Here is a 13,690-nt window from a genome sequence, read left to right on the forward strand (position 1 = left end):
GCGTCACCGGAGACCGGTGGTGGCGATGCCGCGGACCAGGTACCGCTGGCCGGCCAGGAAGAAGCCGAAGATCGGCCCGAGCGAGAGGACCGAGATGGCGAACATCGGTCCCCAGGAGGACTCACCGCTGGAGTCCAGGAAGTTCCGCAGCGCCACCGGGACGGTCAGCATGTCGGGGCTGGTGAGGAAGATCAGCTGGGACAGGAAGTCGTTCCAGGTCCAGATGAAGGTGAAGATCGCCGTGGTGGCCAGCGCCGGGGTGCAGAGCGGGATGATGATGCGGGAGAAGATCCGCCAGTGTCCCGCGCCGTCGATGACCGCGGCCTCGTCGAGCTCCCTCGGCAGGGTGCGGATGAACTGCACCATGAGGAAGATGAAGAACGCGTCGGTGGCCAGGAACTTGGGCACGATCAGCGGGTAGAACGTGTTGATCCAGTCCAGCTCCGAGAACAGGATGTACTGCGGCACGAGCGTGACGTGCAGCGGCAGCATGATCGACCCCAGCATCAGCGCGAACCAGAAGCGCTTCAGCGGGAACTCGAGCCGGGCGAAGGCGTAGGCGGCCAGCGAGCAGGCCACCAGGTTGCCGACGATCGAACCGGCCGTGATAATCGCCGAGTTCAGGAAGTAGTGGCTGAACGGGTACTGCAGCGCGTCCCAGCCGTTGGTGTAGTTCTCCGTCGTGACTTCGCTGGGGACCAGCCCGGGCTCGCGGAAGATGAGCTCCTGCGGCTTGAAGGAGCTGGAGACCATCCACAGCAGTGGATAGAGCATCACGAGACCGAAGCCGATCAGCAGCGCGTGGGTGAGCAGCTTCTTGCCTGCGAGGGCGTGCAGCACCCGGCCGAAGACGGTGTCGTTGGTCTTGGCGCGCTGCGCTCGTTTGACGGCGGCGTTACTAGTCACTGTAGAAGACCCAATACCTCGACATCAGGAAGTTCACCCCGGTCAGCACGGCGATGACGACCACCAGGAACCAGGCCATCGCGGAGGCGTAGCCCATCTGGAAGTTCCCGAAGCCCTCCTGGTAGATGTGCATCGTCAGCAGCAGCGTGGAGTCGGACGGGCCGCCCTTGCCGCCGCTGACCACGAAGGCCTGCGTGAAGGACTGGAACGAGTTGATCAGCTGCAGGACCAGGTTGAAGAAGACGATCGGCGTCAGCAGCGGCAGCGTGATCGAGAAGAACTGCCGGATCTGGCCGGCCCCGTCCAGGCCCGCCGCCTCGTAGTAGCTACGGGGTATCTGCCGCAGGCCGGCGAGGAAGATGACCATCGGGGCGCCGAACGTCCAGACGTTCAGCACGATCAGAGTGCCGAGCGCGGTGTCCGGGTGGGCCACCCAGCTCTCGCCCTCCACCCCGAACCAGCCGAGGACCTCGTTGACGAGCCCCTCGGCGCCGAAGACCTGCCGCCACAGGATGGCGACGGCGACGCTGCCGCCGAGCAGCGAGGGCAGGTAGTAGACGGAGCGGTAGAACGGCAGCCCTCGGACGCCGCGGTCCAGCACCAGGGCCAACGCCAGGGCGAAGGTCAGCTGGAGCGGCACCGAGACGAAGACGTAGACGGCCGTGTTGTTCAGGGCCTTCATGAAACGCGGATCGTCGGTGAACATCTCGACGTAGTTGTCGAGGCCCACCCACTGCGAGTCGCCGATGAGGCTGTAGTCCGTGAAGGACAGGTAGAGGGAGCTCAGTAGCGGACCCGCGGTGATGGCCACGAGACCGACGAACCAGGGTGCGAGGAACAGGTAGGCGGCGACCGCCTCCTTGCGCCGCCGCTTGCGGAGCTGCGGGGCAAGGGTTCCCTGAGAGGTGGACATGCGGAAGAGCGCTCCTTTCCGTGACGCCACGGCGGAGTTGGGTGCGAGCGCGCGTTGGATTACAACCGGTTGCAGGACTCTGGCTCACCGCCGAGGAAACGTCAAGGGTTCTCGCACGTACCATTCACAACCGCTTGCAGCTAGGGTTCCGGCCATGACCAAGTACGTGCAGCTGGAGCGGATCAGGTGGCGGTGATCGGGTGGCGGTGACCATCAGGGAGGTGGCCCAGGCCGCCGGGGTCCACGTGTCCACGGTCTCCCGCACCTTCTCGGCGCCGAACCTGGTCAACGCCGAGACCAGGGAACGGGTCATCGCGGCCGCCGCGGAGCTGGGCTACCGGCCCAACCTCGCGGCGCGCGCGCTGACCACCGGGCGCACCAACAATCTCGGGCTGATCGTCGCGGACATCGCCAACCCGTTCTTCCCGCCGCTGATCAAGGCCGCCCAGTCCTACGCGAGGGTGCGTGGCTACCAGGTGTTCGTCGCGGACACCGACGAGGACCCGCGGGTCGAGGAGGAGCTGATCGGCACCCTCGCCCGGCAGGTGGACGGGGTGCTGCTGGTCAGCCCCCGGCTGTCCAACGCGGCGATCGCCAGGCTCGGCGCCGACCTGCCGTTCGCCGTGGTGAACCGCCGGGTCAAGGGCCTGCCCGCGGTGCTGATGGACGTCGGCAGCGGTGCCGGCGCGGCCGTCGACCACCTGGCCGGGCTCGGACACCGGCGGCTCGCGGTGCTCGGCGGGCCGCGCAGCTCCTGGACCAGCGGGCAGATCCGCCGCGCGGCGGGCGCCGCGGCCGAGCGGCACGGCGTCGACCTCTCGTACCACGGCCCGAACGCCCCCACCGAGCAGGGCGGCTACCGCGCCGCCGCCGCGGTGCTCGAGGCCGGCGCGACCGGGGTCATCGCGTACAACGACCTGGTGGCCATCGGCGCCATCGAGGGGCTGGCCGTGGAGGGCGCCGAGGTGCCGCGCGACATCAGCGTGGTCGGGGTCGACGACACGGTCGCCGGCCGGCTGAACCACCCGAAACTGACGACCATCGCCATGCCGACCCAGACGGCGGGCCGCGCGGCCGTCGACCTGCTCCTCCAGGCCATCGACGTGGCGGGCAGCGGCACGGTCCAGATGATCCTCGAGACCGACCTCTTGGTCCGGGAGTCGACGGGCCCGTGTCCGGCGGTTGACCGGCGGGCCTGAGGAGCGGGGCGGCCCGGGGGCCTCCCCGTCGCGGCCGGGACCACCCTGCGGGGCGGCGGGGAGCGCCTGGAGCGCCCACCCGACGGCTCCCGCAGGTTAGGTTCGCCTTACGTGATGCACTGCATTCGGGCAGGTCAGACCGCGGCTTGCTCGCGTCGCGAGAATTACGCAACAATGACGTTGTGAAAAACCGGAGTGAGCAGCGGGAGGTGCCCGCGGCCGCTGAGGCGGCCGGGACGCGGCAGCGCGTTGCCCGCTCCATTCTCGATCACGGACCGTCCACCGCCGCCGAGCTCTCCGTGCGTCTCGGGCTCACGCAGGCCGCCGTCCGCCGTCATCTGGACGCGCTGGTCGCCGAGGGCCTGGTGGAGCCGAGGGAGAAGCGCGTCTACGGGGCGCGCGGTCGGGGCCGGCCGGCCAAGGCCTTCGCGCTGACCGACGGCGGTCGGGACGCCTTCGACCACGCGTACGATGAGCTCGCCGTGGAGGCGCTGCGCTGGATCGAGCGCGCCGCCGGCGGCGGCGAGCGCGGGGCGGCCGCCGTGCTGGCCTTCGCCAGGGAGCGCGCCGCTGCCCAGGCCGAGCAGTACCGTTCCTTCCTCGACGCGGCCGCGCCCGAGGACAGGGCGCGCGCGCTCGCCGAGGCGCTGACGTCCTCCGGCTTCGCCGCCGCCGTCCGCGAGGTCGCGGCGCCGGCCGGCGAGCAGCTGTGCCAGCACCACTGCCCCGTGGCGCACGCGGCGCAGCGCTTCCCGCAGCTGTGCGAGGCCGAGGCCGAGGTCTTCTCCGACCTGCTCGGCAGCCACGTGCAGCGGCTTGCCACCATCGCCCACGGGGACGGGGTGTGCACGACCTTCGTGCCGAAGGCGGGACACGTCCCCTCCAAGACCACCACCGCAACCGACAGCACTGCCGGGAGGAACCCAGCATGACGCTCCCCACGGAGACCGCCCACCCCGAGCTCGAGGGCCTGGGCAAGTACGAATACGGCTGGGCCGACTCCGACGTGGCCGGCGCCGCGGCCAAGCGCGGCCTGTCCGAGGCCGTCGTCCGCGACATCTCGGCCAAGAAGTCCGAGCCGGAGTGGATGCTGAAGCTGCGCCTCAAGGGCCTCAAGCTGTTCGGCAAGAAGCCCATGCCGAACTGGGGCTCCGACCTCAGCGGCATCGACTTCGACAACATCAAGTACTTCGTGCGCTCCACCGAGAAGCAGGCCCAGAGCTGGGAGGACCTGCCGGAGGACATCAAGAACACCTACGACAAGCTCGGCATCCCCGAGGCCGAGAAGCAGCGCCTGGTGGCCGGCGTGGCCGCGCAGTACGAGTCGGAGGTCGTCTACCACCAGATCCGCGAGGACCTGGAGAAGCAGGGCGTCATCTTCCTCGACACCGACACGGCGCTCAAGGAGCACCCGGAGCTCTTCCAGGAGCACTTCGGCACCGTGATCCCCGCCGGCGACAACAAGTTCGCCGCGCTGAACACGGCCGTCTGGTCCGGCGGTTCCTTCATCTACGTGCCGCCGGGCGTGCACGTGGACATCCCGCTCCAGGCCTACTTCCGCATCAACACGGAGAACATGGGCCAGTTCGAGCGGACGCTGATCATCGTCGACGAGAACGCCTACGTGCACTACGTCGAGGGCTGCACCGCGCCGATCTACAACTCGGACTCGCTGCACTCGGCGGTCGTCGAGATCATCGTCAAGAAGGGCGGCCGCTGCCGCTACACGACCATCCAGAACTGGTCGAACAACGTCTACAACCTGGTGACCAAGCGCGCCGTGGCCTACGAGGGCGCCACCATGGAGTGGGTCGACGGCAACATCGGCTCCAAGGTCACCATGAAGTACCCGGCCGTCTACCTGATGGGCGAGCACGCCAAGGGCGAGACGCTGTCCGTCGCCTTCGCGGGCGAGGGCCAGCACCAGGACGCCGGCGCCAAGATGGTGCACATGGCCCCCCGCACCTCCTCCAACATCGTCTCCAAGTCGGTGGCGAGGGGCGGCGGCCGCACCTCCTACCGCGGCCTGATCGAGATCGCCGAGGGCGCGGCCGGCTCCAAGTCCAACGTGCTGTGCGACGCGCTGCTCGTGGACACCATCTCCCGCTCCGACACCTACCCCTACGTCGACGTCCGCGAGGACGACGTGACCATGGGGCACGAGGCGACCGTCTCCAAGGTCAGCGACGACCAGCTCTTCTACCTGATGAGCCGGGGCCTGTCCGAGGACGAGGCGATGGCGATGATCGTGCGCGGCTTCGTCGAGCCCATCGCCAAGGAGCTGCCCATGGAGTACGCCCTGGAGCTCAACCGGCTGATCGAGCTGCAGATGGAGGGCGCCGTCGGCTGACCGGCGGCCCCGCCCACCCAAGCATTCCCGTCCGACAACCCGTCCGATCAAGAGAGCGAGCACGACGACACCCATGGCTGAGGCCCAGAGTATTCCGGCCGGCGCCAGCGCGGGCGGAGCGGTCGCGGTGGCCGCCGAGTCCACCGTCGCCACCCGGATGAGCGCCCCGCCGTCCTTCGAAGTGGCGGACTTCCCCGTCCCGCACGGCCGCGAGGAGGAGTGGCGCTTCACCCCCCTCGACCGGCTGCGGGGGCTGCACGACGGCACCGCCGTCGCCGACGGCTCGGTCAAGGTCGCGGTCGAGGCGCCGGACGCGGTCACCGTCACCCCGGTCGGCCGGGACGACCCCAGGGTCGGCAGGGCCGGGGTGCCCGTCGACCGGGTCGCGGCCCAGGCGTTCAGCTCCTTCGAGAAGGCCACCGTGATCTCCGTCCCCAAGGACGCGGTGCTGAAGGAGCCGGTCCGGGTCAGCCTGCACGGCGAGGGCGGCGTCACCTTCGGCCACACCGTCTTCGAGATCGGGGCCTTCGCCGAGGTCGTCCTCGTGCTCGACCACACCGGCGACACCGTCCGCGCGGCCAACGTCGAGTTCCTCGTCGGCGACGGCGCCAAGGTCACTGTCGTCAGCGTGCAGGACTGGGACGACACCGCCGTGCACTGCTCCCAGCACAGCGCGCTCGTCGGCCGGGACGCCACCTTCAAGTCCGTGGTCGTCACCTTCGGCGGGGACGTGGTCCGGCTGCACCCGCGGGTCGCCTACGCGGGGCCCGGCGGCGAGGCCGAGCTGTACGGGGTCTACTTCACGGACGACGGCCAGCACCAGGAGCACCGGCTCCTCGTCGACCACAACGCGCCGAACTGCCGCAGCAACGTGGCGTACAAGGGCGCCCTCCAGGGCACCGGCGCGCACGCGGTCTGGATCGGCGACGTGCTGATCCGCGCCTCCGCGACCGGCACCGACACGTACGAGCTCAACCGCAACCTGGTCCTCACCGACGGCGCGCGGGTCGACTCGGTCCCCAACCTGGAGATCGAGACCGGCGAGATCGTCGGCGCCGGCCACGCCTCGGCCACCGGCCGGTTCGAGGACGAGCAGCTGTTCTACCTGATGGCCCGCGGCATCCCCGCCGAGGAGGCCCGCCGCCTCGTGGTGCGCGGCTTCTTCGCCGAGCTGGTCCAGCAGATCGGCGTGCCGGACGTCGAGGAGCGGCTGATCGCCAAGCTGGAGGCCGAGCTGAAGGCGTCGATCTCATGACCACCGGTGGCTTTGTGAGGGTCTGCGCGCTGGGCGACCTCGAGGAGGACGTGCCCAGGCGCGTGGAGCTCGACGACACCCCGGTCTGCGTCGTCCGCACGTCGGGCGAGGTGTTCGCGGTCAACGACATCTGCTCGCACGCGAACGTCTCGCTCTCCGAGGGCGAGGTGGAGGACTGCCAGGTCGAGTGCTGGCTGCACGGCTCCAGCTTCGATCTGCGCACCGGCAAGCCCTCCGGGCTGCCCGCCACCCGTCCCATCCCCGTCTACCCCGTCAAGATCGAAGGAGAGGGGCCCGGCGCCGCCGTGCTCGTCTCCCTCACCCAGGAGTCCTGAGGCATCCCCATGGCAACGCTTGAGATCCACGACCTGCACGTCTCCGTCGAGACCGAGACCGGCTCCACCGAGATCCTGCGCGGTGTCGACCTGACCGTGAAGCAGGGCGAGACCCACGCCATCATGGGCCCCAACGGCTCCGGCAAGTCCACCCTGGCCTACTCGCTGGCCGGCCACCCCAAGTACACCGTCACCGGCGGCACTGTCACGCTGGACGGCGAGGACGTGCTGGAGATGTCCGTCGACGAGCGGGCCCGCGCCGGCGTCTTCCTCGCCATGCAGTACCCGGTCGAGGTGCCCGGCGTCTCGGTCTCCAACTTCCTGCGCACCTCGGCCACCGCCATTCGCGGCGAGGCCCCCAAGCTGCGCACCTGGGTGAAGGAGGTCAAGGAGACCATGGAACGCCTCGAGATGGACCCGGCCTTCGCCGAGCGCAACGTCAACGAGGGCTTCTCCGGCGGCGAGAAGAAGCGCCACGAGATCCTGCAGCTCGAGCTGCTGAAGCCGAAGATCGCCATCCTGGACGAGACCGACTCGGGCCTCGACATCGACGCGCTGCGGATCGTCTCCGAGGGCGTCAACCGGCTGCGCGAGGGCGGCGAGGTCGGCACCCTGCTGATCACCCACTACACGCGCATCCTGCGCTACATCAAGCCGGACCACGTGCACGTCTTCGCCGGCGGCCGGATCGTCGAGTCCGCGGGTCCCGAGCTGGCCGACAAGCTCGAGGCCGAGGGCTACGAGCAGTACACCAAGGGGGCCGTTTCGTGAGCGACGCACGCGCGGCTGCCGGGCCGCGGGTTTCGATGAGAGCTCTGCCGTGCCGCGCGGGCGGAGAAGCGAACAAGGAGGGCTCGTGAGCCATACGCTGCCCGGTCTCCTCGACACCGAGGCGATCCGCAAGGACTTCCCGATCCTGCACCGCACCGTGCACGACGGGAAGCCCCTGGTCTACCTGGACAACGCGGCCAGCTCCCAGAAGCCGCGCCAGGTGCTCGACGCGCTCGCGGACTACTACGAGCGCCACCACGCCAACGTGCACCGCGGCGTCCACGTGCTGGCCGAGGAGGCCACCGCGCTCTACGAGGGGGCCCGCACCAAGGTCGCCTCGTTCATCAACGCGCCGAGCAGGGACGAGGTGATCTTCACCAAGAACGCCTCGGAGTCGCTCAACCTGGTGGCCAACATGCTGGGCTGGGCCGAGGAGCCCTACCGGGTGGACGACCGCACCGAGATCGTCATCACGGAGATGGAGCACCACTCCAACATCGTGCCGTGGCAGTTCCTGGCGCAGCGCACGGGCGCGAAGCTGAAGTGGTTCGGCCTCACCGACGACGGCCGGCTCGACCTGTCGACCATCGACGAGGTCATCACCGAGCGCACCAAGGTCGTCTCCTTCGTGCTGGTCTCCAACGTGCTGGGCACGGTCAACCCGGTCGAGGCGATCGTCAGGCGCGCCCAGCAGGTTGGCGCCCTGGTGGTGATCGACGCCTCGCAGGCCGCCCCGCACATGCCGCTCGACGTCCAGTCGCTCGGCGCCGACTTCGTGGCCTTCACCGGCCACAAGATGTGCGGGCCGACCGGCATCGGCGTGCTGTGGGGCCGGCAGGAGCTCCTGGAGGACCTGCCGCCGTTCCTCGGCGGCGGGGAGATGATCGAGACGGTCACCATGAGCTCCTCGACGTACGCGCCGGCGCCGCACAAGTTCGAGGCCGGCACGCCGCCGGTCGCGCAGGCCGTGGGCCTGGGGGCGGCCGTCGACTACCTGAGCGGCATCGGCATGGAGCGGATCGCGGCCCACGAGCACGCCATCACCCGCTACGCGCTCGAGCGCCTCGCCGAGGTGCCCGACCTGCGGATCATCGGCCCGGTCAGCGAGGAGGACCGGGGCGCAACGGTGTCCTTCACCCTCGCCGACATCCACCCGCACGACGTGGGGCAGGTGCTCGACGAGCAGGGCATCGCGGTCCGGGTCGGCCACCACTGCGCCAGGCCGGTGTGCCTGCGGTACGGAATTCCGGCGACCACGCGGGCGTCGTTCTATCTGTACTCCACGCCGGCCGAGGTCGACGCCCTGGTCCGAGGCCTCACCTACGTGCGTGGCTTCTTCGGATAGGGACGGTGTGACGCATGCAGCTGGGAGCGCTTGAGTCGATGTACCAGGACGTGATCCTGGACCACTACAAGAACCCGCACGGGCGCGGGCTGCGCGACGGCGACGCCGAGGTCCACCACGTGAACCCGACCTGCGGCGACGAGATCACGCTTCGGGTGCGGTACGAGGGCGAGACCATCGCCGACGTCTCTTACGAGGGCCAGGGGTGTTCGATCAGCCAGGCGAGCGCCTCCGTGCTCAACGAGCTGCTGGTCGGCAAGGACCTGGGGGAGGCGCTGGCCATCCAGGGCACGTTCCTGCGCCTGATGCAGTCCAAGGGGCAGGTCACCCCGGACGACGCGATGGAGGAGGTGCTGGAGGACGCGGTCGCGTTCGCCGGCGTCTCCAAGTACCCGGCGCGGGTGAAGTGCGCGCTGCTGAGCTGGATGGCCTGGAAGGACGCCACCGCACAGGCCCTGGGCGACAGCCTGGTGAAGGAGAGGACGACGTCATGAGCGACACCGAGACCATCACCGCCAAGCCGGCGGGCGAGGAGGAGATCCGGGAGGCGATGATGGACGTCGTCGACCCGGAACTGGGGATTGACGTGGTCAACCTCGGCCTGATCTACGGCATCCACGTGGACGAGGGTAACGTCGCCACCATCGACATGACGCTCACCTCGGCGGCCTGCCCGCTGACGGACGTCATCGAGGACCAGGCGCGGACGGCGACCGAGGGCCTGGTGTCCGAGCTGAAGATCAACTGGGTCTGGATGCCGCCGTGGGGCCCGGACAAGATCACCGACGACGGTCGCGAGCAGCTGCGGGCGCTCGGCTTCAACGTCTGAGGGGGCGCGCTTCCTCCCCCGGTGCCTCCCGCCGCCCCCGACCGGGGATGGCGGGAGGCACCGGCGCGTTCAGGCGTGGTCGACCAGCTGGGCGTGCCCCTTGGCACGGGCGCAGTGGCCGCAGCAGTAGAAGTGGCCGTCCTCCGTCTCCAGGCCGTGGCCCATGATCCGGGTCTGGCAGTTCTCGCAGATCGGGGCCATGCGCTGGACGGCGCACTCGAAGCTGTCGAAGACGTGGACCTCGCCCGCCGCGCGGACCTCGAAGGCCATCCGATAGTCGTTGCCGCAGACCTCGCACTCGGCCATCTGCTCTTCACTCCCTGTGATGTTCCGCTGATGGTATTGCCGCTGTTCGCTGCAAGGATGACCGGAAACTCCCGGGCGGCCCGGGGTGGCGCGCGGGGTCGTCACTCCACCGGCGTGCGCCGACCAGAGGTGCGTACCGGCGTACACATCGTTGTGTACGCTTGTCCACATGGTCTATCTGACGCTTGCCGCCGCGATCGCCTCGGAGATCGTGGCCACCACCCTGATGAAGTACAGCGACGGCCTCAGCCGGCTGTGGCCCAGCGTCGGCACCGTCGCTGGCTACCTCGTCGCCTTCGCGCTGCTCGCCCAGGTGCTCAGGTCCATGGAGGTCGGCGCCGCCTACGCCATCTGGTCCGGCGTCGGCACCGCAGTCGTCGCCCTCGTCGGCATGTTCTTCCTCGACGAGTCGGCCTCCGCGGCCAAGGTGCTCGGCGTGGCCCTGGTCATCGCCGGCGTCGTCACGCTCAACCTGGGAGGAGCGCACTGATGGCCCGCCGGTACGACCCCGACCGGCGCGAGCGCATCGTCCAGGCCGCCGTCCGGGTCGTCACCGAGCACGGCATCGCCGGCCTCACCCACCGGGCCGTCGCCGCCGAGGCCGACGTCCCGCTCGGCTCCACCACCTACCACTTCGCCGGCCGCGACGACCTGCTGGCCGCCGCCCTCGACCGGCTGAACGAGATCTGGCTCGCCGACCTCGCCCGGCGCCTCGCCCGCCACTCCGAGCTGCCGGCGGCCGAGCGGCTCGCCCGCTACGTCACCCACAGCCTCGGCCCCGGCCGCGCCGAGACCGAGCTCTGCTACGAGCTCTACTTCGCCGGGCTGCGCCGCCCGAGCCTCCGCCCGCTCTCCGCCCGCGTCCTGGACGGCATCGCCGAACTGCTGCGCCCGCTCGTGCCCGACCCGGTCACCGCCAGGCTGCTGACCGCCGCGCTCGACGGGCTGCTCATCCAACTGCTGCTGAGCGGCCAGCCGTACGACGAGCGGGAGGCCGTCGCCCTGTTCGAGCGCGCGCTCGCCGGGCCCCCGCCCGCCAGCCGGACCGGTTCGTCCCCGGGCGGGGCCACCCGTTAGCGTCATCACCATGACCGACGAAGCAACCACCGCCACCGGCGCCGTCGCCGCCGGCCTCGCCACCCTGACCACCGAAGGGACCGTCCTCGACACCTGGTTCCCCGCGCCCGAGCTCACCTCCGAGCCCGGCGTCGCCGGCACCGAGCGGCTGAGCGCCGAGCGCGCCGCCGAGCTCCTCGGCGAGGCGGCCACCCGCGCGGTGGGCCCCGACGCCCGCCGCGGCGTCGAGGTGGTGGCGGTCCGCACGGTCATCGCCTCGCTCGACGACAAGCCGCTCGACGCCCACGACGTCTACCTCAGGCTGCATCTCCTCAGCCACCGCCTGGTCCGTCCGCACGGCCTCAACCTGGACGGCCAGTTCGGGCTGCTCGCCAACGTTGCCTGGACCAACCTCGGGCCCGTCCCCGTCGACCGGATCGAGCAGACCAGGCTCGCCGCCCGCGCCGACGGGCTCTGTCTCAACGTCACCAGCGTCGACAAGTTCCCGCGGATGACGGACTATGTGGTGCCCGCCGGCGTCCGCATCGGCGACGCCGACCGGGTCAGGCTCGGCGCCCACCTCGCCACCGGCACCACCGTGATGCACGAGGGCTTCGTCAACTTCAACGCCGGCACCCTCGGCATCTCCATGGTCGAGGGCCGGATCAGCGCCGGTGTGGTCGTGGACGACGGCTCCGACATCGGCGGCGGCGCCTCGATCATGGGCACGCTCTCCGGCGGCGGCAAGCAGACCATCGCCATCGGCAGGCGCTGCCTGCTCGGCGCCCAGGCCGGCCTCGGCATCTCGCTCGGCGACGACTGCGTCGTGGAGGCCGGCCTCTACGTGACCGCGGGCACCCGGGTCACGCTGCCGGACGGCTCGGTCGTCAAGGCCCTGGAGCTCTCCGGCGCGAACAACCTCCTCTTCCGCCGAAACTCCACGACCGGCACCGTCGAGGCCCTGCCGCGCACCGGCACCTGGGGCGGCCTCAACGAGGTCCTGCACAGCCACAACTGACCGGACGGGCTGTCAGCGGTGGGCGATAGGGTGACCGGCGTGAACGGATTCTCGGCGGGTCTGCGCTACCTGGCCCAGGGACAACGATGGGTGCTCGCCCACCCGCGCTGGTTGCTGTTCGGTCTCGTGCCCGCGTTGATCGCCTTCCTGGTCTACGCGGGCGCGCTGGTCGCCCTCGCCTTCCAGGCCGGGGACATCGCCGTCTGGGCCACGCCCTTCGCCGACGGCTGGGACAGCACCTGGCAGTCCCTGGTCCGGGTGGGGTTCGCGCTGCTGCTGGTCGCGGCCGGCGTGATGCTGGCGGTGGTCACCTTCACCGCCGTCACGCTGATCATCGGCGACCCCTTCTACCAGGCGCTCGGCGAGAAGGTCGAGGAGACCGAGGGCGGCGCGCCCCCCGGCCACGGGCGCTCGTTCTGGCAGGACATCCGCGTCTCCATCAGCGACAGCGTCCGGGTCCTGCTGCGGGTGCTGATGTTCACCATCCCGCTGTTCGTGCTGGGCTTCGTGCCGGTGATCGGTCAGACCTTCATACCGGTGATCGGCATCGCCGTCTCCGGCTTCTTCCTCACCATCGAGCTCACCTCGGCCGCGCTCGACCGCCGTGGCCTGCCGCTGAAGGAGCGGATCCGGCTGCTGCGCCGCCGCCTGCCGGTGGCGCTCGGCTTCGGCGTGCCGCTCGTGATCCTCTACCTGATACCCCTGGGCGCCGTCCTCCTCATGCCGGGCGCCGTGGCCGGCGCGACGCTGCTGGCGCGCGGCGTCGCCGCCGATTCGGCGGCACCTGGCCACGCGCCGGCGCCGGTGCTCGGCAGGAGCTGACGTACTGACGGGGCGGGCGTGCGCGCCACGTGCGCCCGAGGGCCGGCCACCGGCCGCGACCAACCACGCCGGACGCCGTCGGCAATGGCCGTCGTCGTGTCGGCGCTGTCCGCGCGGCGTGCCGCGACGGCCAGCTTGGCTGCGCGTGCGCCGCATCGACGGCATGGCCGCCGCCGCGGGCCACCCGCCGGCGGTGACGTTCGGCAAGAGCCGAGTCGCCCTTGGCGGCCGGCGTGCGCGGGGCCGGTGGCGGCCTTGGCAAGCCGTGAGCGGCCTTCGGCGGGTGGCGTGTCGCCGCTCCGGCGGCCGGGTGTTCGGCACGCGCTGGGCCGCCGATAGCGGGCGGTTTCGCCGCCGATTCCGGCGGCGCCCTTCGCCCCGCCGGAATCGGGCGGTGGTGCGCGGCCGGTTCGCTGTGGCCGCGTTCGCGGACACGCCGCCCACGTGCCGGCGTGGCGGTTCCCGCCCGGCCAGGGCTGCCGGCCGGAGGCCGGTCCGCTCAGGCGGAGGCCGGCTCGGCGAGCGCCACGCGGAGGGCCTCGGTGAGGCGCTCGGTGAGGGCCTCGTCGGCGGGCAGGAGGGGCG

16 protein-coding genes are annotated in these 13,690 nt (G+C 70.6%); 13 read left to right on the forward strand and 3 right to left on the reverse strand.

The window, feature by feature from the left end; genetic code table 11:
- Positions 1-3: 3 nt before the first annotated feature.
- Both E1265_RS03260 and E1265_RS03265 read right to left on the reverse strand, forming a co-directional pair.
- Positions 4-906, reverse strand: a complete 903-nt coding sequence (locus E1265_RS03260) for a carbohydrate ABC transporter permease (RefSeq protein WP_243740500.1) — start codon at positions 904-906, stop codon at positions 4-6.
- Entirely contained in the window at positions 899-1,819 is a 921-nt protein-coding gene (locus tag E1265_RS03265; RefSeq protein WP_132928668.1) for a sugar ABC transporter permease, read from the reverse strand. Before E1265_RS03265 ends, E1265_RS03260 begins: the two co-directional genes overlap by 8 nt.
- A 200-nt stretch (positions 1,820-2,019) precedes the next feature.
- On the opposite strand from E1265_RS03265, the gene E1265_RS03270 reads away from it, so the two are divergent.
- The 9 genes from E1265_RS03270 to E1265_RS03310 all read left to right on the forward strand — a co-directional run bounded on the left by E1265_RS03270 (position 2,020) and on the right by E1265_RS03310 (position 9,903).
- On the forward strand, positions 2,020-3,018 hold the full coding sequence (locus tag E1265_RS03270; protein ID WP_132928669.1) for a LacI family DNA-binding transcriptional regulator: 999 nt from the start codon (positions 2,020-2,022) through the stop codon (positions 3,016-3,018).
- 182 nt (positions 3,019-3,200) lie between these two features.
- Positions 3,201-3,950, forward strand: a complete 750-nt coding sequence (locus E1265_RS03275; RefSeq protein ID WP_132928670.1) for a MarR family transcriptional regulator — start codon at positions 3,201-3,203, stop codon at positions 3,948-3,950.
- Entirely contained in the window at positions 3,947-5,368 is a 1,422-nt protein-coding gene (sufB, locus tag E1265_RS03280) for a Fe-S cluster assembly protein SufB (RefSeq protein WP_132928671.1), read from the forward strand. The genes E1265_RS03275 and sufB overlap by 4 nt, the downstream gene beginning before the upstream one ends.
- A gap of 73 nt (positions 5,369-5,441) precedes the next feature.
- Entirely contained in the window at positions 5,442-6,623 is a 1,182-nt protein-coding gene (gene sufD, locus E1265_RS03285) for a Fe-S cluster assembly protein SufD (RefSeq protein ID WP_132928672.1), read from the forward strand.
- A complete protein-coding gene (locus tag E1265_RS03290) occupies positions 6,620-6,958 on the forward strand; it encodes a non-heme iron oxygenase ferredoxin subunit (RefSeq protein ID WP_132928673.1) in 339 nt (112 codons plus the stop codon). The genes sufD and E1265_RS03290 overlap by 4 nt, the downstream gene beginning before the upstream one ends.
- Before the next feature lie 9 nt (positions 6,959-6,967).
- Positions 6,968-7,729, forward strand: a complete 762-nt coding sequence (gene sufC, locus E1265_RS03295) for a Fe-S cluster assembly ATPase SufC (RefSeq protein ID WP_132928674.1) — start codon at positions 6,968-6,970, stop codon at positions 7,727-7,729.
- 85 nt (positions 7,730-7,814) lie between these two features.
- Positions 7,815-9,074, forward strand: a complete 1,260-nt coding sequence (locus tag E1265_RS03300; RefSeq protein WP_132928675.1) for a cysteine desulfurase — start codon at positions 7,815-7,817, stop codon at positions 9,072-9,074.
- Between the two features lie 14 nt (positions 9,075-9,088).
- Complete coding sequence (sufU, locus tag E1265_RS03305; protein ID WP_132928676.1) at positions 9,089-9,568, forward strand: Fe-S cluster assembly sulfur transfer protein SufU; 480 nt, start codon at positions 9,089-9,091, stop codon at positions 9,566-9,568.
- Complete coding sequence (locus E1265_RS03310; RefSeq protein WP_132928677.1) at positions 9,565-9,903, forward strand: metal-sulfur cluster assembly factor; 339 nt, start codon at positions 9,565-9,567, stop codon at positions 9,901-9,903. The genes sufU and E1265_RS03310 overlap by 4 nt, the downstream gene beginning before the upstream one ends.
- Positions 9,904-9,972: 69 nt before the next feature.
- On the opposite strand, the gene E1265_RS03315 is transcribed toward E1265_RS03310, so the two are convergent.
- Positions 9,973-10,209, reverse strand: a complete 237-nt coding sequence (locus E1265_RS03315) for a hypothetical protein (protein ID WP_132928678.1) — start codon at positions 10,207-10,209, stop codon at positions 9,973-9,975.
- A gap of 169 nt (positions 10,210-10,378) precedes the next feature.
- Here E1265_RS03315 and E1265_RS03320 point away from each other — a divergent pair, with 169 nt between their 5' ends.
- The 4 genes from E1265_RS03320 to E1265_RS03335 are packed head-to-tail and all read left to right on the forward strand — an operon-like array spanning position 10,379 to position 13,105.
- Positions 10,379-10,699: a multidrug efflux SMR transporter gene (locus E1265_RS03320; protein WP_132928679.1), complete on the forward strand. Its 321-nt coding sequence runs from the start codon at positions 10,379-10,381 to the stop codon at positions 10,697-10,699.
- Positions 10,699-11,286 carry a TetR family transcriptional regulator gene (locus tag E1265_RS03325; protein WP_132928680.1) on the forward strand — a complete coding sequence of 196 codons (588 nt, stop codon included), beginning with the start codon at positions 10,699-10,701 and terminating at the stop codon, positions 11,284-11,286. The genes E1265_RS03320 and E1265_RS03325 overlap by 1 nt, the downstream gene beginning before the upstream one ends.
- Before the next feature lie 10 nt (positions 11,287-11,296).
- Positions 11,297-12,283 carry a 2,3,4,5-tetrahydropyridine-2,6-dicarboxylate N-succinyltransferase gene (gene dapD, locus E1265_RS03330; RefSeq protein ID WP_132928681.1) on the forward strand — a complete coding sequence of 329 codons (987 nt, stop codon included), beginning with the start codon at positions 11,297-11,299 and terminating at the stop codon, positions 12,281-12,283.
- A 39-nt stretch (positions 12,284-12,322) separates the two neighbouring features.
- Positions 12,323-13,105 carry an EI24 domain-containing protein gene (locus E1265_RS03335; RefSeq protein WP_243740501.1) on the forward strand — a complete coding sequence of 261 codons (783 nt, stop codon included), beginning with the start codon at positions 12,323-12,325 and terminating at the stop codon, positions 13,103-13,105.
- Positions 13,106-13,690: the final 585 nt, after the last annotated feature.

It is taken from the genome of Streptomyces sp. 8K308, assembly GCF_004348315.1.
In the GTDB taxonomy this organism is placed as follows: Bacteria; Actinomycetota; Actinomycetes; order Streptomycetales; family Streptomycetaceae; genus Streptomyces.

Bases quoted from the DNA above. Each gene is read 5' to 3' on its own strand.
- sufU (WP_132928676.1), top strand. From the start codon at position 9,089: ATGCAGCTGGGAGCGCTTGAGTCGATGTACCAGGACGTGATCCTGGAC.
- dapD (WP_132928681.1), top strand. From the start codon at position 11,297: ATGACCGACGAAGCAACCACCGCCACCGGCGCCGTCGCCGCCGGCCTC.
- E1265_RS03320 (WP_132928679.1), top strand. From the start codon at position 10,379: ATGGTCTATCTGACGCTTGCCGCCGCGATCGCCTCGGAGATCGTGGCC.
- E1265_RS03325 (WP_132928680.1), top strand. From the start codon at position 10,699: ATGGCCCGCCGGTACGACCCCGACCGGCGCGAGCGCATCGTCCAGGCC.
- E1265_RS03265 (WP_132928668.1), bottom strand. From the start codon at position 1,819: ATGTCCACCTCTCAGGGAACCCTTGCCCCGCAGCTCCGCAAGCGGCGG.
- sufB (WP_132928671.1), top strand. From the start codon at position 3,947: ATGACGCTCCCCACGGAGACCGCCCACCCCGAGCTCGAGGGCCTGGGC.
- sufD (WP_132928672.1), top strand. From the start codon at position 5,442: ATGGCTGAGGCCCAGAGTATTCCGGCCGGCGCCAGCGCGGGCGGAGCG.
- E1265_RS03310 (WP_132928677.1), top strand. From the start codon at position 9,565: ATGAGCGACACCGAGACCATCACCGCCAAGCCGGCGGGCGAGGAGGAG.
- sufC (WP_132928674.1), top strand. From the start codon at position 6,968: ATGGCAACGCTTGAGATCCACGACCTGCACGTCTCCGTCGAGACCGAG.
- E1265_RS03315 (WP_132928678.1), bottom strand. From the start codon at position 10,209: ATGGCCGAGTGCGAGGTCTGCGGCAACGACTATCGGATGGCCTTCGAG.
- E1265_RS03290 (WP_132928673.1), top strand. From the start codon at position 6,620: ATGACCACCGGTGGCTTTGTGAGGGTCTGCGCGCTGGGCGACCTCGAG.